Raw genomic sequence first — 23,826 nt, forward strand, 5'->3', positions numbered from 1 at the left:
GGTTGGCCGGGAGCGATGTTCACACTCAGTCCTCGGCCCGCTTCAGCACGGCCAGAACGGTCAGGAACAAGATCTTGATATCGAGCCAGATGGACCAGTTCTCGATGTAGTAGTTGTCCCACTCCGCACGGTCCGCGATGGACGTCTGTCCACGTAGGCCGTGTACCTGCGCCCAGCCCGTGACGCCTGCCTTCACTCGGTGGCGCTCACCGTAGCGACGGATCTGCATGGCGAAGAGGTCGACGTACTCGGGCCGCTCGGGACGCGGGCCGACGAGGCTCATGTCGCCGCGGATCACGTTCAGCAACTGTGGCAGCTCGTCGAGCGAGGTCTGCCGCATGATCTTGCCGATCTTGGTACGGCGATCCACGCCCTCCACGCCGCCCGGTGCTGCGCCCTCGACTCGGACGAACTCTGCATCGGATGCCCGCGGCGGACGCATGGACCGAAACTTCAGGCAGTCGAACGGGATTCCGTCACGTCCGATGCGTTCCTGAGCGAAGAAGATGGGGCCGGGAGAACTCAACCTCACCAGCAGCATGAGCAGCAGGAAGATCGGTGAAATCAGCAGCAGGCCGACGCTGGTCAGCACTCGGTCGGTGAGTCCCTTGAGGAGGAATTGCCATCCCTTGGGGTCGACGTGAGGAAGAACCATGAGGGGGAGTCCGCCGATGTGCTCGACGCGGGTCTTGAGGCCGACGGTGTCGAACAACCGCGGCACCACCCAGACTCGGATGCCCAACTTGTGGGCGGACCTGACGGCGGCAACCAACTCCTCGTGTTGAACGGAGGAGAACGCCACGATGACTTCCTCGGCCCCGGTCGTCTTGGCGATCATCTCGAACTGGCTCGGTGTGCCGAGATAGGGAACGTCGATGAAGTCCGGCGCGGTGGGGTCCACCGGCGCCACCGGTGTCACGTCCACGAGACCGATGGGGTTCAGCCCGTACTCGGGGAACTGACGCATCCGCGCGACGAGCTGATGACCGATCGGCCCACCACCGACGACGAGCGTCGGAGCCGCCGAGTTGTACTTCGCTCTGATTCGACGCTGGATGATCACGCGGATCAGGCGCCCTACAGCGATGGACACCGCTGCACAGATCCAGATGCGAACCATCAGCGCGCCGGGGCGGTACTCGGTGTCGACGACGATCATGATCGACAGCAGTGCGAGTGTGGCGAACGCGATAGCTGTCTCGACCGGGCCGATCTCGTCGAGGAAGTTCTTGCGGAGGCTCCGTCGGTACATTCCTCCTGCGCCGAGGAAAGCGATCACCAAAGGGATGAACAGCCAGGGCAGCCACCCCAACTCGGTGAGGCTGCCGGTTCGCCAGAGCAGGCCTTCGACAACCGCGATGGTTGCTGCCAATACGTCGACAGAAATCGTCACCACCGTATGCAGTGGGTCGACCCGTAGCCGATCGGTCAGGCTCCGCGGACGCGACTGCACGTCGCGCAGTGCGTCGGTGGTCGCCAGGGGCGATTCGAGAGTTTTAGACACGGGCCATTACTCCGTACATGACCCAGTTCGTGTTCCAAGCACTGTCAAAGGCTATCTCAGGCATTTGGTCACAACCCCCTTTTGCTTTATCGATCGTGTTACGGAAAAGCGACCGAATTCCTGTTATGGATCTGAATTTCGGGGCAAAGGTTCTGGATTGGCGTTCTCACCCGAATATTCGCTCGCGAACAATCCATGCAAGATCCTGCAGGGTTTGTTGGTGGCCGATTGTCCATTGCCTGGGCTGTTCGTCCCAGACGCACAGCGTGCCTACCGTGTGGCCCTCGCCGTCGTCGAGAGGGATGCCCATGTAGGACACCGCGAGGTTGTTCAGGACTGCTGGGTGATTCTTCAGTAGTTCGTGCAGACGTGCGTCTTCGACGACGAGTGGTTCACCACCGTCGAGGGTGTACTGGCAGATGCTCTGGTCGATCGGCAGCTGGCGCGATTCGGCTATCTCGGCCGGCAAACCGACTGCGCTCTTGTAGAACTGGCGCTTGTCGTCGATCAAGGAGATGGCCGCGGACGGAACCATCAGGGCGTCCGCCACCATCGATACCAGCCGGTCGTAACTGTCTTCCCTCGGTGTGTCCATCAGGCCGGTTCTCTCGACGGCCTTGACGCGGTCGCGGTTGTGCAACGGGCGATCGGACTCGGGCTGCTCCTCGTCCGAGGTCGGTACCTCGATCCGTGCGGCCTGCAGATGGCGCAGCAGTTGGCCGAGTTCGGAATCGTCGTCGGCAGTGATTTCCTGAACCAGCCGCGTCACGACCGCGCGGCGCACATACGCTTCGACCGATTCCCCGGCTTTGCCTGCCTGTTGCGCGAGAATTTCGTGTAAGCGGTCGTCGAACCCGGAAACAACGTCTGTCATTTTCCCGATGGTAATGCAGTCGAACGAAGTCGGCGTATCCATTCACTCGAGGTCGTGTCGGTGGCAGTAATTCGAACAAATGATGGTATCCGGCAGAACTGCTGTTATATTCTGCCGATGTTTCGGCGCGTAACGCTGAGCGTGCCGAAGATCGTGGTCACGCTTGCACTTCTGCTGGTTTCCATCGCCGCGGTCATCACTCCCGCGCACGCGTCACCTACGACGCCCGGGCGCACAGCGCCCTCGTCACCGGACGGGCGGTGTTCCGGAATGACCAGCTCGCCTCGCATCGGTGCTTCGCCCGGTGCCACGCTGGCTGCAGCGTCGAACGCGGATCTGAATGCGGAGTTAGACCTGGCGCGCGACGCCGGGCTGTTCTCCGTTCGGGTGGACATCGACTGGTCGACCATCGAACGCAACAGGGGGCAGTTCGACTGGGCGAACACCGACCGAGTGCTGGCAGCGGTAGTGGCGCACGGTATGTGCCCGCTCGGTGTCATCGCCTACACGCCGCAGTGGGCGCGCGTACCCGAGGCGATGGGTGACTCGCATTCACGGCCCGCAGATCCGAACGTCTACGCCGCATTCGCACGCACCGTCGTCACTCGCTACCGCGACCACATGAATCTGTGGGAGATCTGGAACGAGCCGAACATCGTCGGCTTCTGGAAGCCGAAGCCCGATGTCGCTGCGTACTCGATCATGCTGCGCGCGGCGTACCAGGCGATCAAACAGGTGCAGCCGGCGTCCACGGTGCTCAGTGGTGGACTTGCTCCCGCAACGGACAACGGCACGAACATGAATCCCAAGTCGTTTCTCTCCGCGATGTACCAGCTCGGCGCGAACAAGTACTTCGATGCGTTCAACGTCCACCCGTACACCTACCCGTGGCTGCCCAACGACCCGAGTACCCAAGAGTGGAGTACAGCGTTCGCGCTGTGGGCGATGCGCGACACCATGGTTGCCGGAGGCGATGCGGGTAAGCAGATCTGGTTGACGGAGTTCGGTGCCCCGACGGGAACCGCATCCAATGCGGTGAGCGAACAGGTCCAAGCGGACTCGATCGTCGTCGTGATGGATGCGGTCCTCGGTAATGCGTGGATCGGACCGTCCTACGTGTACGGCCTGCGAGATGCAGGCACGAACCTGGCCGATCCGGAACAGAACTTCGGGCTGCTTCGACGCGATTTCACGCCGAAGATCGCCTACGGGCGCGTCGCAGCCTTCACGGGGGCGTACTCCTGACGGCTGGGGGCTGCCGGCGCGAATCTCGGTAGGAACGCGGCGAGCGCGAGTGCGATCAGCGAGGCGCCGGCGGCAACGGCCATCGTCACCCGAAACCCCTGCTGCGACGGCAGTTCCGCCGATCCGAGCGTGATCGTCATCTGCGCCAGGATGACGCCTGCCACGGCGCTCGCCGTCGATGTCCCGAGCGAACGCATCAGCGTGTTCAGGCTGTTGGCCGCGGCGGTCTCCGAGGGTGGGACCGCGCCCATGATGAGGGCGGGCATCGCGCCGTACGACAGACCGATGCCTGCGCCGATGATGCAGGAGATGGCAACGAGCTGCCACACAGCGCTCATCGTGACGACACCGAACAGATAGCCGACGGCCACGACGATCGCGCCGAGCATCAGCGTCGTCTTCGGGCCTCTTGTCGTGGTGATCTTGGACGAGATCGGCGCGACCAGCATCATGACGATGCCGGAGGGGGCCATGACGAGACCGGTCACCAGCATCGAGCGGCCCAGTCCGAAGCCGGTTTCGACGGGCAACTGAAGAACCTGCGGGAAGACCAGCGTCATGGCGAACATCGCGAAGCCGAACACCACGGATGCGAGGTTGGTCAACAGCACCTGCCTGCGAGCCGACACGCGGAGGTCCACCAGTGGCTGCTTCGTGCGCAGTTCCCACCATCCCCAGATACCGAGGGAGACGACGGCGACGGCCAACAGACCCAGTGTGGTGGAACTGCTCCACCCCCACGTCGCGCCCTTGGAGATGGACAGCAGCAGAGTCACGAGAGCGACGGACAAACTGGCCGCTCCGACCGCGTCGAACGTTCCGCCGGTCCGCACCTCGGACTCGGGCACGAGCGTCAGCACCAGGATCGCGACGATTACGCCGAGTGCGGCGGACACCCAGAACAGGAAATGCCAATCGGCGTACTCCGCGATGAGCGCCGCCGCGGGAAGCCCCAGAGCGCCGCCGACACCGAGGGAAGCGCCCATCGTGGCTGTCGCGCCGGCGAGCTTCTCCCGTGGAAGAACGTCGCGCATGATGCTGATGCCGAGGGGGATGACACCGGCCGCCAGCCCTTGCAGCGCACGGCCGACGACGAGCGGAACCAGCGATTCGCTGAGCGCGCCGACGATCGACCCCGAGATCATCAGTACGAGGCTGGCCATCAACAGCAATCGCTTGCCGAACATGTCGCCGAGACGGCCCATGACCGGAACAGCGACGGCGCCCGCGAGAAGAGTGGCGGTGATGGCCCAGGCGGTGTTCGATGCCGATGCATCGAGCAGGGTCGGGAGCTGGGGGATCAGAGGAATGATGAGCGTCTGCATCAGTGAGACGACAATTCCGGTGAACGCAAGCACGGCAACGACGACGCCTGCTGGTGCCACCGTGGCGTTGTCGGGTGGTGGGGCAGTGGTCGACATGGGTTCGAGCCTCCCGGCGTTAGTTTTAAAGCAAGTGACTGAATCAATTTAAAGCAACTGCTTGACGGGGGTCAAAGTGGCGTTGTTCACTGTGGTCGGTATGTCCGATTGATGACGAATTCGACGGTGACGACTGTGGAAGGCTGGTCCATATGACGCGTGCAGACCGCAACCTCGATACGCGCGAGGCGCTGTTGGCCACGGCCGAGAGGTTGTATGCGGAGGAAGGTATCCATCCGGTCTCGAACCGGCACGTGAGCGAGGCCGCAGGCCAGGGCAACAACGCCGCAGTCGCGTACCACTTCGGGACGAAGACGGATCTGGTGCGAGCAATTCTGGAGAAACATTCGCGATCGATCGAAGAGATTCGATCACAGATGGTCGCGCGGGTGGAAGGATCGGATGATCTGCAGGATTGGGTTGCGTGCCTCATCAGGCCCTACGTCTCGCATCTCGACTCTCTCGGGTCGCCCAGTTGGTACGGGAGATTCAGCGTCCAACTGATATCCGACCCGGTGCTGCGGTCCGTCGCCTACGCCCGTGCCGGCGAGTTGACAGCCCTGAAACCTACCCTCGCGGGTCTGGAGCGCTGCCTGCCCGAGTTGCCGGTGAGTGTCCGAAAGATTCGCGGAGACATGGCCCGCAACCTGATGATGCACACCTGCGCCGACAAGGAGATGGAGTTCGCCGAGAATCCGGACGTCCCGCCCAACTGGACCGACTGCGGCACCGATATCATCGACGCGACGGTGGGGATCTGGCGGGCCCCGGTGTCTCGGTCGTGATTCGAGGCTACTGACCGCCCGCGATGCGAATGGTCGTACCCGTCGCGTAGGACGCATCGTCCGACAGCAACCAGGACACGGCGCCCGCGATCTCGTCCGGGGTGCCCGCACGCTTCATGGGCACCGACTCCGCGACCTTCGCCGGTCTGTTCGGATCGCGATGAAAATCGGTCCAGATGGTCCCGGGCGCGACGGCGTTGACGCGAATGTTTCTGTCCGCCAACTCCTTGGCCAACCCGACGGTGAGTGCCTCGACTCCCGCCTTCGATGCCGCGTAGTGGACGTACATTCCGGGGCTTCCGAGAGTTGCTGCGGCAGAGGAGATGTTGACGATCGAGCCACCGGAGTGCGTCATCGGCGCGATGGCGTACTTGATGCAGGCGAGAACACCGACAAGGTTGAGGTCGATGTCGGCCCTGATGTCGGAGAGATCGTTGTCCACGAGATCGCCCACGGCAGAGGCGGCCCCGGCATTGGTGACCACCCCGGTGAGCGTCCCGAACTCCGCAACCTCTCCGTACATCGCGATAACGGATTCCTCGTCGGTCGTGTCCACGCGGCACACCAACGCACGGCGTCCTGCGGCTTCGACGTCTGCGGCAACGGACTCGGCGGCTGCGCGGTCACGCACGTACGTGACGACGACGTCGTGGCCGTCGGCGGCCAACCGTCTGCACACCGCAGCCCCGATGCCACGGCTTCCTCCGGTGACGACGGTGGTGCGAGTGGTCATGCACGTCACTGTGCCAGATGTGCCGAAAAGTCCGATGACTCGGTGCCCGGGCGTTGTTAGGCTTCCTCGCGTGGCATGGGACGAGATCACCGACACCGACGAGTTGACCGCACTGTTCGGCACACCGAGTTACCGGGCGGCCAACAAGGACCGTGATGCGCTGTTGCCGATCCACCTGGAGTGGCTGTCCATGTCTCCGTTCTGCCTCATCGGAACGGCCGACGACACCGGTAGATGCGATGTGTCGCCGAAGGGGGACCCGGCGGGGGCGCTGGTTCACGTGCTCGACGAGACCACACTCGCCATAGCCGAACGGCCGGGAAACAAGCGGATGGACGGCTACCACAACGTCCTGCTGAACCCGCACGTGGGAATCAACTTCTTCGTCCCCGGCCGCGGAGACACTCTGCGGATCAACGGCGGAGCGCGGTTGCTCAAGGATGCGCCGTTCTTCGACGACATGAAGGTCAAGGGGCATCGTCCGATCCTGTGTCTGCTCGTCGACGTCGAGCAGGTGTTCTTTCACTGCGCCAAGGCGTTCATGCGGTCACGGCTCTGGGAGCCGGACACCTGGAATCCGTCGGCGCTGCCGACGGTCGCTCGGATCACCAAGGCGGTCATGCCGGATTCGCCCGAAACGCTCGCCGAGTTGGAGCAGTATTACGGCCCGTCCTACGAGGAGCAGCTGTACCAGCGGCAACAGCCCCAGTAGCGAGTACGCGTCGACTCCCAGCGAATTCCAAGCGGCACTTGCCATCGTGTGACCACCCGATCGATCCCGGTCGTCACATCGATACGCAAGGAGTTGCCGTCATGTCCACCATCCAGAACACGACCATCCGCCCCAGCATCCACGCAGGTGCCTCCGGCTCACCCAGAACGGTGCGCTCCGTGGGCATCACACTCGCCCTCGCCACCGCGGCGTGGGCAGTGGGCGTCGCCGTCGTCGGCGACCACCAAGGGTTCGGCTGGAAGTCCCTCGTCGGCGGCATCACGGCAATCGCGTTCCAGATCGCGATCATCAGGTTGTTGCTCTTGCAATACCGGACCGGAGCGATGGGTACCGGCAGGGTGGCCGCTGGCTTCCACGTCGCCCAGTTCGTGTTCATGACAGGCGCACTCGTGTCCTCCACCCTCGACATGTTCTGGCTGCTGCACGGCACCGCGGTGTGGATGGCATTCGATCTGTTCTGGCCGTTGTCGATGTTCGCGATGGTGGGCATCGGAATCAGGGTTGCCATAGCAGGGCGATGGACCGGCGTCGTCCGCTGGTGGACGCTGTGGGCGCAGTCGTGGTTCGTTGCCACGATCCCGCTCGTGCTCGTCGTGCGCGATGCCGGTCAGGTCATGGGCTCGGTTCAGCTGCTGACCGGCTACGTGGTCCTGGGCATTCTGTTGGCGAGAAAAGCCACCGTCACACCCGCGTAGTTCCGGTGCCCGGCCTCGATTACGGGCGACGAATGGCGAATCGGCATTTATGATCCTTCGGTGCCGATCCGACCGTCCCCGACCAGCGCCGGAGTCCAGGTGCGCGTGCTTGGGCCGCTGGAGGCTTCGCTCGACGGTGACCCAGTAGCGCTCGGGGGACCAGTTCCCCGAGCGCTCGTCGCACGTCTGGTCATCGCCGACGGTCGGATGGTCGGAGACGACACGCTCATCGACGATTTGTGGGGTGAGTCACCACCGCGGACAGCCTCGTTGACTCTGCAGGGATACATATCGAGTCTCCGCAAGGCGTTGGAGCCGGGGCGGGGCTCGGCGAAACCTACGATTCTCGTCCGCCGTGGTCCCGGATACGCGCTCGATCTTCCAGCCGACGCAGTCGACTCCAAGCGTTTCGTCGTCGCAGCAGCGAGGGGCAAGCAGGCGCTCGCGGCGGGTGACGCAGCCGACGCGGACCGCATACTGGGCAGCGCCCTCGAACTGTGGCGCGGACCCGCGCATGTGGACTGCGCCGACCGCGAATTCGCGAAAGCAGAGATCCGACATCTGGAAGAACTGCGCCTCGACGTCGTCGAAGATCGCGTGGACGCTGCAATCGCTCTCGGCCACAACGCCGCTGCCGCGGCCGCGTTGGAAGGCCACACTCGCGCACACCCACTGCGCGAGCGTGCGTGGGAACTGCTTGCCCTCGCCCTGTATCGCGGCGGCAGACAGGGAGACGCGCTTACTGCTCTGAGGACGGCTCGGGATCTGTTGGCCGAGGAGCTCGGCGCCGACCCGCGGCCGAGCTCGCTCGCGCTGTACGACGCAATCCTCCGCCAGGAGCCGTCTCTCGACGCACCTGCCGCGACCAAGGCGGGATCGTCGGCCCGGCCACGGAACAACCGGGTCCCGATTCCGGCAACTCATCTCGTCGGACGGCGCGAGGTCCTCGCCGACGTCTCCGCCGCGGTGAACGCACACCGCCTCGTCACGTTGACGGGTGCAGGCGGGATGGGCAAGACAAGGCTTGCTCTGGAAGTTGCGCGTGCGCGCGACGACACGGACGGACCGTGGTTCGTCGAACTGGCCGATGTGCGCGACGGCGGAGTACTCGTGGACGCTGTCGCGACCGCGTTGCAGGTCACGGTTTCCGGAGGTACAGACGCTCTCGTGGCGATTCTGCGGGAGCGGGACACGATTGTCGTACTGGACAATTGCGAACAATTGATCGGGCCCATCGCGGAACTGGTGGAGGCGATCCTATCGTCGGCGCCCGGGATCTCCGTGTTGGCGACGAGCCGCGAAGCACTCGGCGTGCACGGGGAATTCGTCGTCGACATGCCGCCACTGAGCACCGGCGTCGACGGCGAGGCTGTGCGGTTGTTCGTCGAACGGGCCGGGGCGCAGTTGGGAGGATGGGACCCGAGCGGGGATGATCTCGATCTGCTCGAGACGCTCTGCAACAGGCTCGACGGTATGCCGCTGGCGATCGAACTTGCCGCCGGGCAATGTCGCGCGTTGTCGGTGCGGCAACTCGTGGACAACATCGACGACCGATTCGCAGTCCTGCGAGGTGGCCCGCGCACCAACGTGCGGCATTCGACGATGCTCGCCGCCGTCGAGTGGTCTGTGTCGAGCCTCACCGACCCCGAACGCACGCTGTTCGAGGAACTGGCGATCTTCGACGGCGGTTTCGATCTGGATGCCGCGCGCGCGATAGTGGGGACGCGGAACATCATCGGTGACCTCGGCGCACTGATCGACAAGTCGCTCGTCAAGTCGGTCGGTGGCGACCCGCGTCGCTACCGGATGCTCGAGACGCTGCGTAGCTACGCCGCGTTGCATCGCGACCCGGGTCGAACAATGACGTTGCTGGACCGGCATACGTCGTGGGTGGTCGAAATGGCCGAGCAGGCCTACTTCGGTCTTCGCGGTCCCGAATGCCCCCGATGGATGACCCGACTGGACCGGGACATCTCGAACGTGCGCGCCGCGCTGGACCGCGTGGACAAATCGTCCGAGACCTATCTTCGGATCGCCGGAGGCCTGTACTGGTACTGGTATCGGCGTGGTCACGTGGCAGAGGGGCTGCGTTACCTCGAACCGGCGATGAAGGGGAAGGACATCGATATCAGTGTTCTCGTTCGCGCTGTTGCCGGACTCACCATCACCAGGTATCTGGCCGGAGACATGGCGGGCTTGTTCGAATCCTTCGGACGCCTGGCGGAACTCGAACCTGCCACTCCCGGTCACGACGTCGCCCGTTCCGACGCGCTCGTCTCCCTCGCGTTCTTCGAAGCCGGGGCAGGCGCGACCGAGGAGGCACTGAAGCACGCCGACGAAGCACTCGCGCTCGGTACCGTCATCGATGCGCCTTACACCCGTGCCGAGGCTTTGATGTCCGCAGGCACTGCCTACCTACGCAGCGGAGATTTGTCGCACGCGAAAGAACTGTTGTCCGCGGCGACCGATGTCGCAGCCGAGTCCGGTTACCAGTGGTGCGAAGGGTCGGCACTCTGGATTCATGCGAAAGTAGATCTTGCGCAGGGCAACTGGGGTGGGCCTGCCGAGGAGAAGCTGGCCCGGATGATCTCCGCCTGCGACAAGGTGTTCGACACGTCCTCGTGGATGGTCGGGCTCGCCACTCTGGCCTACGCGTTGTTTCGGCGAGGCGACTTCGATTCCGCAGCGCGGTTGCTCGGAGTAGTGGAGCGACAGACCGAACTCAACGGATACGTCCCCGTAAAGATGGACCCTATCGACCTCGGGCGATACGACCGAGAGATGCGGGAGAACATTCCGTTGTCGATTCTCGATGCGGGACGGGTCGTCGGTCGCGACCTCGACCGCGCGGCCGTGCGAGAGATGGTGCTGTCCATCTCAGCGTCGTGAGATCGCGAACACGACGTCCGCGCCGTCGGCGTTTTCGAGCGGGCCGAGAACTGCAGGTAGTGAGGCCGCCATGACCGATGCGGCGACGGATCCGGGAAGTGTGTCGACCTCGAGGTCGCCGAACACCGCGCAGGTCAGGGCCGAGGACACGCTGTAGGCGTCGGCGGCGGTGCAGGCGAACAATGGGAACGTGACGTCGGTCCCCAGGGCTACCGACCGAACCCGCAGCCATTCGAGAAACATCTCGGCGTCTGCCCGGTCGCAGAAACTCACCCGGGCCGCGCGGACACGGCAGCCGGTGACGAGAGTGGGGGCGGTAGACGTAGGTGCGCTCATGGGAATCGGGACCTCGCATTTCTTCGGTGGAACCATGAATACAGGAGCGGAGCCTGCAGGTGAACTGGACGAAGGTCAGAATGCACCGAGGCACTTGGAAACGACTTGGAGTCCGATGCGTTCTAGTCGAGTCGACCGAATGCAACGGCGCCGAGGATGGTGTGCGCGCTTGCGATGACCCTGTCCAGTGGCTCGGAGTCGGGCGCGAGCAACCACTGCTGGGTCATCATGAGCACCGCACCGACGAGACCCACCGCGAGTGTTCGACGGTTGGGCCCGGCAAGGCCGTGAGCGGTTCCGACCGAATCCGCGACGGCGAGGACGGCGTCGACGAACAGTCCTGTGGTCTGCCGGTACAGCGCGTCCACCTCGGCGGAGACGCCGAGAACCTCGAGCAGCACGATGCGGGCGGACCGAGGATCGTCGGCGATGGTGCGGAAGAAGTTCGACAACGCCGATTGCAGAACGTGCTCGGCGCCGGTGGTGTGCGCGTCGCCACGAACGATGATGCTGTTCAGCATCGTCGTGGTCGCACGCCGGTACACGGCCTCCAGGAGCGCCTCGCTGCTGTCGAAGGACTCGTAGAAGTAGCGTTTGGTCAGTCCCGCGGCACTGCATATCCGATCGATCGACGCGGATCGGTAACCGCTCGTGCCGAAGATGTCCACGGCGGCGTCCAGCAGCCGTTCCCGGCGGGCATCGCGTCGCTCCTCTGCGCTCGACCCACGATAGGGCCTGCCGGGGGCGATTTCGGTATCGGAAGAGCTCACGGAAAGATACTGACACCGATCGGTATCAGATGGGAAGTGACAGGTGAACCGGTCACCTCAACCGCAGGGCGAGATAGAACTCGACACGGTGCTCGAGCTGCGACAGATCCCTGCCAGTCAACTCCTCGATCCGCTGAACTCGATAGCGCACCGAGTTGACGTGCAGGTGCATTCGGTCGGCGCACTTCGTCCACGAACCGTTGGTGTCGAGGAATGCGGCCAGCGTCCTGACGAGATCACTGCCGTGGACTTCGTCGTACTCGGTCAACGGTGCCAAGAGCCTCGACCTGAACATGAGCCGGACGTCGTCGGGAACACCGGCCAGCAACAGCACCAGCGTGGCGAGTTCGGAGTGCCCGACGACGCACCGACCGTCGGTACGCCCGGCAGCCAACCTGCGCGCGTGACGTGCTTCCTCCACGGCGCTGCGAATGTCCTGCGCGCCGACCAGTGCGCTCACTCCGACGGCCAACCCGGTACCGGCCAGCCCCGGCGACAGGATGTCCACCCCTCTGCCGATCGACGGGGTGGCATCGACGTCGGTGGCCACCACGGCCAGCACCTCACCGCCGACGATGCCGACTGCCGACGTGTGGGGCACCGACAGTTCCTGTACGAGGCGACGAACCTCACTCGGGCGCAACACGTCCTGCTTCTCACGTGCAGACGGTGACACCGAGGCGGCGATCACCTGATAGCGCGAGTCGACGGGTAGGCCGAGAAGCCCCATCTGCTGCGTCACGAACGAAGCATCGGCACCGTCACCGAGGGCGCGGATGAATTCTCGAGCGAGGATCCCGGCCCCGGTCAGCCTGTCGTCGAACCTGTTTCGTTCGAGAGCAACGATCGAGCAGACCTGCTCGGCCAACGCGCGGCGCTCGGGATGCCATGTTTGCCAATCGCTTCCGACTGCTACGAACCAATCGACAACGCGTGCAGTGGAATCCCGGTCGATCGGAAGCATCGACATGTCGAGCGCGGGAGCGTAGTGAGGGAGCCTGCGCGCAGTCAAAAACTCGTGTGCGAGCAGTTCCGCGTCGGGAACGGACGCCGAGCCGGCAACTACGCGACCCGTCGCTGTGAGGATCCAGCATTCGATGCCGAGCTCGACTGCAACCAGATCGAGCAACGCGCCGACCCCGCCCGTTCCCGTGCCCTCCACCAACCTCTGGTGCCGCTCCAGCACCGCCTTCACGTCGGACGCCCGTGCCGCCGACAGTTGCCGGACCACCCGCTCGGTGACCGTCGCGAACGCGACGTCCGCCGGGACTCGGAACAGCGGAAGCCCGTGGGCGCGGCACGCGTCGACGAGGTCGTCCGGGACCGATCCCCCTTCGGACGCCGCCAGTGCGGCGACGCCTGCCTTGGCGACGGCCCTCACGAACTCGTGTGAATCGCCCGGCCCGGTACGCCACATGAGGCCGGTGAGCACCAGTTCACCGCCGCTGAGATAGCGACTCGGATCGAGCATGTCCGTCGTGACGACCCACCTGATGACGGGGTCGAAATGTTCGGGAGCAACCACCTGCTGCAGGTTCAGGTCCGACAAACCCATCAAATCGTGCAGCCTCACCGCGTGTCTTCCTTGCTCTTGTAGGAACCTCCAGAACCTACACTGTGATCGTCGTCATAGTTCGTCGTTCTTGTCTCTCGATCCTTCAGGCGCCCGCGGCTGTACTTGGTGCATGGAATTCTTACGGCCTCAGACCTGGACCGAGGCGCTGTCTGCCAAGGCGGACGACGTCGACGCGGTGCCGATTCAAGGCGGAACCGACGTCATGGTCGAGATGAACTTCGACGTGCATCGCCCAGGCGCATTGTTGGACCTGAACCCGGTGACCGAACTCGCCGACTGGGAGCAGCTGCCCGACGGGACGCTGCGCGTCGGGGCGGGCGTCCCGTACGTGCGCATCATCGCCGAACTCGGCGACCGACTTCCGGGTATCGCGCAGGCGTCGCGAACAGTGGGCTCCCCGCAGATCCGCAACCGCGGCACCGTCGGCGGCAATCTGGGTGGAGCATCACCCGCAGGAGACCTCCACGCCCCTCTGCTGGCCGCCGGTGCCGTCGTCGAGGTCGAATCGGCTGCCCGCGGAATTCGGATGATTCCTGCGACCGAGTTCTACGTCGGAGTCAAGCGAAACTCGTGCGCACCGGACGAACTGATCCGTGCGTTTCACGTCCGGCCTGCCGCGGGCCCGCAGTACTTCTCCAAGATCGGTACTCGCAACGCCATGGTGATCGCCGTGTGCTCCTTCTCCATCGCACTGTTTCCCGAGCAGCAGCTCGTGGGAACCGGTCTCGGCTCCGCTGCGCCCACGCCCAGACGGGCTTATGCTGCCGAGGATTTCCTCGCCGAAGAACTCGACTGGTCCGGCCCGCTCGACGAGCGGATCGCCGCGCGCTTCGGTGAGCTGGTTTCGGAATCCGCGAGCCCCATCGACGATGTTCGCGGCACAGCGGACTACCGACTGCATGCACTGGCGGTCATGGCCAGACGCACTTTGAGCTGGTGTTGGAACGACCTCCGCGACAACGGAAAGGCGGCGTGAACTCATGCGAGTCAAGTGCACCGTGAACGGTAAGGATCTCGAAGCCGACGATGTGTGGGAGGGCGAGAGTCTGCTGTACCTGCTACGCGAACGACTCGGTCTTCCGGGATCGAAGAATGCATGCGAGCAGGGTGAATGCGGTTCGTGCACCGTCTATCTCGATGGAGTGCCGGCCTGCGCGTGCCTCGTGGCAGCGGGACAGGCCGAGGGGCGCGAGGTCAGGACCGTCGAAGGACTGGCAGAGGGGGAGAAGCTGGACCCGATGCAGGAGGCCTTCGTCGAATGCGGAGCGGTGCAGTGCGGTTTCTGCACTCCGGGTCTCGTCGTCCAAGCTCACGACTTGATCGAGCGGGTACCGAATCCGTCCGACGCGGAGATTCGCGAATCGCTCGCCGGAAATCTCTGCCGCTGCACAGGATACGAGAAGATCCTCGACGCAGTGCGTCTCGCCGCAACCAGAAAGGCCGAAGCCCAATGACACGCACAGTGATTCGGAACGCATACATCGCGCCCATCGTCGGGCACGAGATCCCGCGGGGATACGTCGTGATCGAGAACGGCGTCATCGCGGCGATCGGATCGGGAGACGCACCTGCGTCCGACGGAGTCGAGATCATCGACGCGGGCGGAGCGCTTTTGACGCCGGGACTGGTGAACACCCACCACCACCTCTACCAGTGGGCGTCACAGGGTCTGGCCAAGGACAACACCCTGTTCGAGTGGCTCGTCGCGCTGTACAAGCCCTGGTCGAAGATGGACGCGGAGGTGGTCGGCGGAGCCGCTGCGGCAGGCCTCGCCTGGCTCGCCAAATCAGGATGCACGACCACCACCGACCACCACTACATCTTCCCGAAGGGGCGGGGTGACCTGTTCGCCGCCGAGATCGACGCCGCGAGCCGAATCGGAGTGCGATTCCAGCCGTGTCGCGGTTCGATGGACCGAGGGGTGTCCGACGGTGGTCTGCCACCGGACGAGGTGGTCGAGAGCCTCGACGACATCCTGACCGCGACGTCGGACGCGATCGACACCTACCACGACAGCTCGTTCGGATCGATGCTGCGGATCGCCGTCGCTCCATGTTCGCCGTTCTCCATCAGCAAGGACCTGCTCGTCGAGTCCGCATCTCTGGCGAGAAGCAAGAACGTCCGGCTGCACACACATCTGGCCGAAACGCTGGACGAGGAAGAACACTGTGTCGCCCAGATGGGCTGCACTCCCGTCGAGTACATGGAGCAGGTCGGCTGGCTCGGTGACGACGTGTGGTTCGCACACGCGGTGCACCTGCACGACTCCGACATCGCGAAGATGGCGGCCACCGGCACCGGAGCTGCCCACTGCCCGAGCTCCAACGCACGCCTCGGAGCAGGCATCGCGCGGATCTCGGATCTGCTCGCAGCAGGCGCTCCGGTGGGCCTCGGAGTCGACGGAAGCGCGTCCGCGGAGATGGTGCCGCTGGCCGGCGAGATCCGTCAGGCGATGTACATGCAGCGCGCCAAGTACGGTCCGACCGCGCTCACCGCACGCCAGGCATTGGAGATCGGGACGCTCGGCGGCGCAACAGTACTCGGTCGTCAGGACGAGATCGGGTCCATCGAGGTCGGCAAGGTGGCCGATCTGGCGCTGTGGCGCACCGACGGCTTCTACGCCGCGGTCGACGATCCGATCGTCGCGTTCGCCTACGGACAGACCCCACCGTTGGCCCGGCTGCTGGTCGGGGGCCGCACGATCGTCGAGGACGACGTGCTGGTCAGCGCACCGCAGGACGCGGTAGCCCGAGAAGGCGCCGACGCGCACCGTCGGCTTATGACACTTGCGAAGGATGTACTGTGAGCGCCCCGACCGACACCGCTCCTGCCAAGACCGCTCCTACCAGGGCGCCCCACGACATCGCAGCCCCGGGGCAAGGACGCGTCGGTGACAGCCCGTTGCGTCCCGACGGGACGTTGAAGGTCAAGGGAGAGTTCGCGTACTCGTCGGACCTGTTCATCGACGGGATGCTGTGGGGTGCAACGCTTCGGAGTCCGCATCCACGTGCGCGAATTCTGTCGATCGACATCTCGAAGGCTCTTTCGACTCCCGGCGTCGAGGCCGTACTGACGCACGAGGACGTGCCGGGCCGCAAGTGCTTCGGCCTCGATCACACGTGGGATCAGCCCGTCCTCGCGTTCGACGAGGTACGCCACGAGGGCGAGCCGATCGCGCTGATCGCCGCCGATCACCCCGAGACCGCTCGCCGCGCGATGGAGAAGATCCACGTCGAGTACGAGGTACTCGAGCCGTTGACGGATGCACGGCGCGCGGCGCTCGACCCGACGTACCCGAAGGTGCAGGAGCGTGGGGGAGTAGCCAGGCATCAGCCCGTACGCGTGGGCGACGTCGCCTCGGCGAGAGAGCGCGCGGAGATCGTCGTCTCGAGCGAATTCTCCGTGGGCATTCAGGACCAGGCGTTTCTCGGACCCGAATCCGGCCTCGCGATTCCAGGCGAGGACGGCGGTGTCGACCTCTACGTCGCCACCCAATGGATGCACAACGACCTGGCTCAGATCGGACCGTGCCTCGGCCTGCCCGACGAGAAGATCCGCATGACCCTGGCCGGGGTGGGCGGCGCGTTCGGCGGACGCGAGGACCTGTCCATGCAGATCCACGCCGCCATGCTCGCGATGTACACCGGCAAGCCCGTGAAGATCGTCTACAACCGCTACGAATCCTTCTTCGGCCACGTCCACCGCCACCCCGCGCAGATGCACTACGAATACGGCGCCAGCCGCGACGGCAAGCTGCTGTACGCCGACGTCGAGATCATTCTCGACGGAGGTGCGTACACGTCGGCAACGCTCAACGTCGTAGGCAATGCGGCGTCCCTCGGCGTCGGGCCGTACGTGATCCCGAACATCGAGATCGACGCGTACGGCGTGTACACCAACAACCCACCGTGCGGGGCGATGCGCGGATTCGGCGCAGTGCAAGCATGTTTCGCATACGAGTCCATGATGGACAAACTCGCCGAAGCCTGCGGAATCACCCCCGTCGAAGTCCGTCGGATCAACGCCGTCAGCCAAGGATCGATCCTGGCGACCGGACAGGTCATCGAAGCACCCGCGCCGCTGGCTGACATGCTCGCCCGAGCCGAGGCAATGGCACTGCCGGCCCCGCTCGACGCGTCGGACATCCGTAACCTGCCGGGCGGTGCCTCCCAGACCACACACGGCGAAGGTGTCGTACGGGGCATCGGCTACGGCGTCGGAATCAAGAACATCTGCTTCTCCGAGAACTACGACGACTATTCCACCGCCCGAGTACGTCTCGAAGTCATCGGCGGGGAAGCAACCGCCCTGGTCCACACTGCGGCGGCCGAGGTCGGTCAAGGGTTGGTCACGTTGGAGGCGCAGATCGCGCGCACCGAGCTCGGCGTGACCAAAGTGGTCATTCAGCCGGCCGACACGGCAGTCGGGAACGCAGGTTCGTCATCGGCGTCGCGTCAGTCCTACATGACCGGCGGAGCCGTCAAGGCCGCGTGCGAGGCCGTCCGTGACGCCGTGTTCGTACTCGGGAGCCTGCACCTCGGACGAGCCGTGAGCGGCCTGACCCTCGACGGCGGAAAGATCGTCTCGTCGGGTGAAGTACTTGCGACGATCGAGGATGTGTTGGGCGACCGCGTGATCGAGCAGACACGTGAATTTCACCACCGACCGACCAGCGGGATGGACCCCGTCACCGGTCAGGGTGCGAGCCACACGCAGCTTGCACTGTGCGTGCACCGAGCGGTCGTCGACGTCGACGTCGAGCTGGGTCTGGTGAAGGTCGTCGAAATGGCCGCCGTGCAGGACGTCGGCAAGATCCTCAACCGGCTCTCGCTCGAAGGACAGATCCACGGCGGATCGGCGCAGGGCCTGGGTCTGGCCGTCATGGAGGAGATCGTCGTGAAGGACGGACTCGTGAAGAACCCGTCCTTCACCGACTACCTCATCCCGACGATCCTCGACATGCCGCCCATGAAACTCGACATCCTGGAGAACGCAGACCCGTTGGCGCCGTACGGCCTTCGTGGTGCGGGCGAGCCGCCCACCCTGTCTTCGACGCCGGCCGTCGTCGCTGCCATCCGCGACGCGACCGGGCTTGCCCTGACCCGTGTCCCCATCCGCCCCGAACACATCGTCGCGCCCTAGGAGGGCACATGACTCAGCTCGATTCGTCCGGCACGCGTGAACGCAGTACCTCGCCGCTGGACAAGTTCTTCTCGATCTCCCTGCGCGGATCCACCGTGTCCCGAGAAATCCGTGGCGGCATCACCACATTCGTCGCCATGGCGTACTTGATCGTCCTGATTCCGCTCATCATCGGTGACGCCAAGGACGTCACCGGTGCCACCCTCGATCCGGCACAGTTGTCCACGATGGTGGCGCTGTCCGCCGGGCTCACGACCATTTTGATGGGAGTCGTCGGCAACGCACCGCTGGCCATGGCCGCCGGCCTCGGTGTGACCCCCATCGTGGTGTTCCAGGCCGCGCCCTACATGACGTGGCCGCAGGCAATGGGACTCGTCGTACTCGAAGGCGTCGTCATCGTGATCTTCGCGCTCACCGGAGTTCGACAGCTCATCATGGACGCCATACCGCTGGTGCTCAAGCAGGCCATCGGAGTGGGTATCGGCGCGTTCATCGCGTTGATCGGACTGGTCGACGCCGGCTTCGTCGGACACCACGAATCTGCCGCCACCGCTGTGACTCTCGGAACGTTCGGCAAGCTCGCCGGCTGGCCGGTCTTCGTGTTCTGCGTCGGTCTCGTCGTGATGCTCATGCTGTTCGTCCGACGCGTACCCGGCGCCATGCTGATCGGGATCTTCGTCGCCACCAATCTGGCGATCGTTCTGAACGCGGTGATCGACATCGACCCGAAGGCGTGGGGGCCCGTCGTGCCCAAGGTGCCGGACTCCATCGTCGCCACACCGCACTTCGGCCTGCTGTTCGACGTGGACATCTTCGGCGGGTTCGCCCGAGCCGGAGTCGTCACCGCCTCGGTGGTCCTGTTCACCCTCGTACTGTCCGGATTCTTCGACGCCATGGGCACCATCCTCGGTGTCGGCGAGGAAGCAGGCCTGGTCGACAAGAAAGGCAAGATGCCAGGACTGAGCCGCATCCTCACCGTCGACGGCATCGGTGCCATCGTCGGCGGCGCGTTCAACGGATCCGCGAACACCGCCGTGGTGGAATCCGCGGCCGGTGTCACCGAAGGCGCGAGGACCGGACTGGCAAGCGTCGTCACCGGAGGACTGCTCACCAGCCTGATCTTCTTCACCCCGTTGGCCGGAGTGGTGCCGGTCGGAGCGGCAGCACCCGCACTGGTGCTGGTCGGTGCGCTGATGATGACCCACGTACGCAAGATCGACTGGGCGGACACCGACATCGCGATCCCCGCGTTCCTGACGATAGTGCTCATGCCGTTCACCTACTCCATCACTGTCGGCGTCGCAGCCGGTGTCATCGCCTACACCCTGGTTCGCGTGGCGAAGGGCAAAGTGCGACAGACACATTGGCTGCTGTATGTAATGTCCGTTATCTTCCTGGTGTACTTCGCACTGCATCCCATCGAGGAAGCGCTCGGGATCTCCTGATGCGCGACATCGCATCGTCATTGGCGACCTGGAACTCGATCGGAATGCCGTACGCCATCGCCACCGTCGTCTCCGTCTCCGGCAGCGCACCTCGCCTGCCGGGGGCGGCGATGGCCGTCGCAGCCGACGGCGAAGCAGTGGGAAGTGTGTCCGGCGGATGCGTCGAAGGTGCTGTCTACGAGCTGTGCCGCGACGTCCTGGCCACGGGTGTGCCTGTCAGGGAGAGCTTCGGATACAGCGACGACGACGCCTTCGCGGTCGGACTGACCTGCGGCGGCGTCATCGAGGTGTTCGTCTCCTCCGCGCCGCCGGCGTCCGTCGTCGACGCGGTGGCCACCGGTGCCGACGTGGCGGTGGCCCAGCTGCTGGACGCCACCGGTGCGGTGCTGATGGTCGGCGCGCACGGGACAACGGGAACGACGGGTTTCGCGGACGTCGACGCCGTGGTCTCCAGCGAAGCGCTCGCCATGCTGGACAGTGGGTCCTCCGGCATCCGTTCGGTCCGATGCCGCCCCGACGTCGAGGTGTTCGTCCAGTCTCACGCCACGCCGCCGCGTCTGCTGATCTTCGGCGCCATCGACTACGCGGGTGCACTGGCCAGGCTGGGGAAGTTCCTGGGTTACCGAGTGACGGTGTGCGACGCTCGTCCGGTCTTCGCGACCGAGGCCCGCTTTCCCGACGCCGACGAGGTGGTGGTGGAGTGGCCACACAGCTACCTTGCACGGACACAGGTGGATTCGCGCACCGTCGTCTGCGTTCTGACGCACGACGCGAAGTTCGACGTTCCGCTGCTGGACGTGGCGCTACGGTTACCCGTCGCCTTCGTCGGAGCCATGGGCTCGAGGCGAACGCACCTCGATCGGCTGAGTCGTCTCAGGGACGTCGGGCTCACCGACTGCGAACTGTCGCGGCTGCGATCGCCCATCGGCCTCGACCTCGGCGCCCGCACCCCGGAGGAAACAGCCTTGTCCATCGCCGCGGAATTCACCGCCCTCCGACGGGACGGAAGTTGCCTGCCCCTCGTGCAGTCCACAGGTCCGATTCACCGTGACATCGAGGCCGCACGCGTGTCCTGACTGCACACAAGCCGACGCCCCGGGGCCGAATGTGGCTTCCGGGGCGGACTCGTGTGCACTGGCGGGTCAGGTTCTGCGGGAGAGGAGTTGCGGAGCGGCGAGGAAGGTACGACGCACCACACCGCGAAGGCCGAGCTTGTCGTACGCGGTGACGGCGTTCTTGTGATGCAGGGAGGCGACGTCCACGGTGAACTCCTGGTCCGGGGCGAAGACGACGAGGTCGGCCACGGCGCCGACGGCTATGCGCCCCCGGTCGGCCAGACCGACCTGGTCTGCGGTGTTCACCGCCATCCACCGCACCACGTCGGCCAACGAGTGGCCGCGCCGCGACGCCTCGGTCCACACTGCGGGCAATGAGACCTGGAGTGACGCGATCCCGCCCCAGGCATCGGCGAAATCGCCGGTGTCGAGTCGTTTGAGGTCGACGGTCGAGGGGGAGTGGTCGGTCACCACGGTGTCGATGATGCCGTCGGCGAGGCCCTGCCACAGCAGTTCTCGGTTGCCTGCCTCACGGATCGGGGGACAACATTTGAACTGTGTTGCACCGGGCGGGATGTCCTCGGCGTCGAAACACAGGTAGTGCGGGCATGTTTCGGCGGTGACGCGCACTCCGTCCTGCTTGGCCGCAGCAATCAGCGGCAGCGCGTCCGAGCTCGACAGGTGCAGAATGTGCACGCGACACCCTGTGCGCCGGGACAACTCGACGACCTGTGCGATGGCGAGGTTCTCGGCTGCGCGGGGTCGAGATTCGAGGAAACCCGAATACGCGGTGCCCGACGGCGGGGGCGCGGACGAGATCACGCCTGCGTCCTCGGCGTGGACGATCATCAATCCGTCGAACGACGCGATTTCGATGAGTGCCTTCTCGAGTTCCGGTGCCGAGAGCGGTGGAAACTCGTCGACGCCGGAGTGCAGCAGGAAACATTTGAACCCGAAGGCACCGGCGTCGTGCAGCGGACGGAGTTGGTCGACGTTGCCCGGCACTGCGCCACCCCAGAAGCCGACGTTCACCACCGATCGATCGGCCGCCACCCGTCGCTTGATCTCGAGAGCATCCACGTCCACGGTCGGCGGAATGCTGTTGAGCGGCATGTCGACGATCGTCGTGATGCCGCCGGCCCGCGCGGCACGGGTGGCGCTGGCGAAGCCTTCCCACTCGGTGCGTCCGGGCTCGTTGACGTGCACATGAGTGTCGACGAGACCAGGGAGCAGCACTTCGTCGTCGGAGAGTTCGACGACGTCGTCGGCGTGCCGAGCATCGAGGGAAGCGATGCGCCCGTCTCGAATTCCCACCGACACCGCGCACTCCCATCCGTCGACGATCGCGCGTGGTGCCCTGATCAGCAGGTCGAACCTATCGGCCACCGTCGGCTCCGACCAGTTCGAAGGGGGATGCCGCCTGCCAGGCCTGATCGACGCTGTCCAACGCTTCGGCGTCCAGTTCGCCGAAGAGTCTGAGCCTGGACAGCCCGCCGTCGGGATAGACGTCGAGGCGCAGGTGCGTGTACGACTCGGCTCGATCGATCAGGAAACGATGGCGGGTATCCGGTTGTACGGCTGTGCGCGGGAGGATCTCGGTCCACGCGGTGTGGTCCGCTTTGTGTCGACGACGAGAGTCGACCGCGCTGAGCCGGATCCATCCCGGCGCGTTGCCGACGTAGTAGCTGGTGTCGACCTCCACGTGACGGGGAACGCCGGCTGCTGCCAGCTCGAAGATCGCGAAGTCGTTTCCGCCGCCGCGCCGACGAGAGTTCTCCCAGCCCTCGCCCATGTTGCGTGCGCGCCCCGGAAGGATGATGTTGGCGGGGGAGGAGTAGAAAGCGTCGGAGCATTCGGTCAGGGAGGCCCCGTTCTCGGCGGCGAGCAAGTCCACTGTGCCGCCGAGGAATCGAGGGTCCTGGACGACCTTGCCGTGTACACGGAATCGAGCGACACCTCCGTCCGGGTAGATCGACAACCGGACATGCGTCCAGCGGTGTCGATCGGCGACCTCGTAGAGATTCGCAGTGTCGCCGTCCGCCGGGGACTTGGCGACGATGGTCTGCCAGTCGGCCTTCATCACCTCGTCGATCGACGGGTAGCCGTCGACGAATGCGGCCTCGACCGACACGAAAGGCGGATAGTTGCCCTTGAAGTACGCGGTGTCGACCACCACACCGTGGACGATGCCCGGCGCCGCGAGACGAACGATTGCCCAGTCGTGGCCACCGTCGTCGCGTCGCCGCCGCGTCTCCCAGCCGTCGTACACCTTGCCCTTGTGTCCAAAATCGTGGGGATCGAAAAACGGTGCTTCGGGACGAATCAGGTTCTCCCGCTGGGCGAACAGTTCGTCGTTGGCGGACGACACGCTTCCGCCCAGGGCGCGTGAGGCGAGATCGGTGAGGTGAGTGAAATCCTTGATGGTCATCTGTGCCTTTCCTAGTCCATCATCAGCAGGGCAGTGGGTGCGTCGGCCGACGTGACGGCCAGTTCCTCGAACTCACCGACGTTGTCGATCTCGGTGCCCATAGCGATGTTGGTGACGCGTTCGAGGATGATTTCCACGACGACCGGGACTTTGTGTTCCGAGGCGAGGGTTCGGGCACGGCGGAGTGCGTCGCCG

General features: G+C 64.8%; 20 protein-coding genes and 1 pseudogene. 11 read left to right on the forward strand and 10 right to left on the reverse strand.

Annotation, left to right across the window (positions count from 1 at the left end; translation table 11 throughout):
* Positions 1-25 precede the first annotated feature (25 nt).
* Both CH293_RS19865 and CH293_RS19870 read right to left on the reverse strand, forming a co-directional pair.
* Positions 26-1,504, reverse strand: a complete 1,479-nt coding sequence (locus tag CH293_RS19865; protein WP_241483727.1) for a sugar transferase — start codon at positions 1,502-1,504, stop codon at positions 26-28.
* 166 nt (positions 1,505-1,670) lie between these two features.
* Entirely contained in the window at positions 1,671-2,378 is a 708-nt protein-coding gene (locus tag CH293_RS19870) for a GAF domain-containing protein (protein ID WP_037108996.1), read from the reverse strand.
* A 117-nt stretch (positions 2,379-2,495) separates the two neighbouring features.
* On the opposite strand from CH293_RS19870, the gene CH293_RS19875 reads away from it, so the two are divergent.
* Complete coding sequence (locus CH293_RS19875; RefSeq protein ID WP_037108993.1) at positions 2,496-3,623, forward strand: cellulase family glycosylhydrolase; 1,128 nt, start codon at positions 2,496-2,498, stop codon at positions 3,621-3,623.
* Here the strand turns inward: CH293_RS19875 and CH293_RS19880 are convergent.
* On the reverse strand, positions 3,584-5,044 hold the full coding sequence (locus CH293_RS19880) for an MFS transporter (RefSeq protein ID WP_037108990.1): 1,461 nt from the start codon (positions 5,042-5,044) through the stop codon (positions 3,584-3,586). The two genes, CH293_RS19875 and CH293_RS19880, sit on opposite strands and share 40 nt — an antisense overlap.
* 152 nt (positions 5,045-5,196) lie before the next feature.
* Here CH293_RS19880 and CH293_RS19885 point away from each other — a divergent pair, with 152 nt between their 5' ends.
* A complete protein-coding gene (locus tag CH293_RS19885) occupies positions 5,197-5,829 on the forward strand; it encodes a TetR/AcrR family transcriptional regulator (protein ID WP_037108988.1) in 633 nt (210 codons plus the stop codon).
* Positions 5,830-5,836: 7 nt separating this feature from the next.
* Here the strand turns inward: CH293_RS19885 and CH293_RS19890 are convergent, their stop codons facing one another.
* Positions 5,837-6,562: an SDR family NAD(P)-dependent oxidoreductase gene (locus tag CH293_RS19890; protein WP_037108985.1), complete on the reverse strand. Its 726-nt coding sequence runs from the start codon at positions 6,560-6,562 to the stop codon at positions 5,837-5,839.
* Between the two features lie 70 nt (positions 6,563-6,632).
* Here CH293_RS19890 and CH293_RS19895 point away from each other — a divergent pair, with 70 nt between their 5' ends.
* The 3 genes from CH293_RS19895 to CH293_RS19905 all read left to right on the forward strand — a co-directional run bounded on the left by CH293_RS19895 (position 6,633) and on the right by CH293_RS19905 (position 10,879).
* Positions 6,633-7,274: a pyridoxamine 5'-phosphate oxidase family protein gene (locus CH293_RS19895; protein ID WP_094721264.1), complete on the forward strand. Its 642-nt coding sequence runs from the start codon at positions 6,633-6,635 to the stop codon at positions 7,272-7,274.
* 101 nt (positions 7,275-7,375) lie between these two features.
* The gene (locus CH293_RS19900; protein WP_052059242.1) at positions 7,376-7,990 is read left to right on the forward strand and encodes a hypothetical protein; all 615 of its coding nucleotides are present in this window, start codon (positions 7,376-7,378) and stop codon (positions 7,988-7,990) included.
* Between the two features lie 60 nt (positions 7,991-8,050).
* Positions 8,051-10,879, forward strand: a complete 2,829-nt coding sequence (locus CH293_RS19905) for a BTAD domain-containing putative transcriptional regulator (RefSeq protein ID WP_094721265.1) — start codon at positions 8,051-8,053, stop codon at positions 10,877-10,879.
* Here CH293_RS19905 and CH293_RS19910 read toward each other — a convergent pair.
* The 3 genes from CH293_RS19910 to CH293_RS19920 form a co-directional block, all read right to left on the reverse strand.
* Positions 10,868-11,215 (reverse strand): hypothetical protein, encoded by a 348-nt coding sequence (locus tag CH293_RS19910; protein WP_141217192.1) that lies wholly within the window; start codon positions 11,213-11,215, stop codon positions 10,868-10,870. The two genes, CH293_RS19905 and CH293_RS19910, sit on opposite strands and share 12 nt — an antisense overlap.
* 122 nt (positions 11,216-11,337) lie before the next feature.
* Positions 11,338-11,985: a TetR/AcrR family transcriptional regulator gene (locus CH293_RS19915; protein WP_037108978.1), complete on the reverse strand. Its 648-nt coding sequence runs from the start codon at positions 11,983-11,985 to the stop codon at positions 11,338-11,340.
* A 52-nt stretch (positions 11,986-12,037) separates the two neighbouring features.
* Positions 12,038-13,558, reverse strand: coding sequence for a PucR family transcriptional regulator (locus CH293_RS19920; RefSeq protein ID WP_241483726.1), 1,521 nt, complete (start codon positions 13,556-13,558; stop codon positions 12,038-12,040).
* A 112-nt stretch (positions 13,559-13,670) separates the two neighbouring features.
* Between CH293_RS19920 and CH293_RS19925 the strand changes: the two genes are divergently transcribed.
* The 6 genes from CH293_RS19925 to CH293_RS19950 are packed head-to-tail and all read left to right on the forward strand — an operon-like array spanning position 13,671 to position 21,224.
* Positions 13,671-14,537, forward strand: a complete 867-nt coding sequence (locus CH293_RS19925; RefSeq protein ID WP_094721267.1) for a xanthine dehydrogenase family protein subunit M — start codon at positions 13,671-13,673, stop codon at positions 14,535-14,537.
* Between the two features lie 4 nt (positions 14,538-14,541).
* Complete coding sequence (locus CH293_RS19930) at positions 14,542-15,015, forward strand: (2Fe-2S)-binding protein (RefSeq protein ID WP_037108970.1); 474 nt, start codon at positions 14,542-14,544, stop codon at positions 15,013-15,015.
* A complete protein-coding gene (locus tag CH293_RS19935) occupies positions 15,012-16,367 on the forward strand; it encodes an 8-oxoguanine deaminase (RefSeq protein WP_170945298.1) in 1,356 nt (451 codons plus the stop codon). Before CH293_RS19930 ends, CH293_RS19935 begins: the two co-directional genes overlap by 4 nt.
* Positions 16,364-18,703, forward strand: a complete 2,340-nt coding sequence (locus tag CH293_RS19940; RefSeq protein ID WP_255122928.1) for a xanthine dehydrogenase family protein molybdopterin-binding subunit — start codon at positions 16,364-16,366, stop codon at positions 18,701-18,703. Before CH293_RS19935 ends, CH293_RS19940 begins: the two co-directional genes overlap by 4 nt.
* An 8-nt stretch (positions 18,704-18,711) precedes the next feature.
* Positions 18,712-20,148, forward strand: coding sequence for an NCS2 family permease (locus CH293_RS19945; protein WP_037108967.1), 1,437 nt, complete (start codon positions 18,712-18,714; stop codon positions 20,146-20,148).
* Positions 20,148-21,224 (forward strand): XdhC family protein, encoded by a 1,077-nt coding sequence (locus CH293_RS19950; RefSeq protein WP_094721268.1) that lies wholly within the window; start codon positions 20,148-20,150, stop codon positions 21,222-21,224. The genes CH293_RS19945 and CH293_RS19950 overlap by 1 nt, the downstream gene beginning before the upstream one ends.
* A 66-nt stretch (positions 21,225-21,290) precedes the next feature.
* Here CH293_RS19950 and allB read toward each other — a convergent pair whose 3' ends face one another.
* The 3 genes and pseudogenes from allB to CH293_RS19965 all read right to left on the reverse strand — a co-directional run.
* Positions 21,291-22,589 (reverse strand): allantoinase AllB, encoded by a 1,299-nt coding sequence (gene allB / locus CH293_RS19955; RefSeq protein ID WP_094721269.1) that lies wholly within the window; start codon positions 22,587-22,589, stop codon positions 21,291-21,293.
* Positions 22,579-23,631, reverse strand: coding sequence for an allantoicase (gene alc, locus CH293_RS19960; RefSeq protein ID WP_094721270.1), 1,053 nt, complete (start codon positions 23,629-23,631; stop codon positions 22,579-22,581). The genes allB and alc overlap by 11 nt, the downstream gene beginning before the upstream one ends.
* 11 nt (positions 23,632-23,642) lie before the next feature.
* A pseudogene (locus CH293_RS19965) lies at positions 23,643-23,826 on the reverse strand (glyoxylate carboligase); the annotation flags it as partial.

The sequence above is a fragment of the Rhodococcus sp. 14-2470-1b genome, from assembly GCF_002259415.1.
In the GTDB taxonomy this organism is placed as follows: Bacteria; Actinomycetota; Actinomycetes; order Mycobacteriales; family Mycobacteriaceae; genus Rhodococcoides.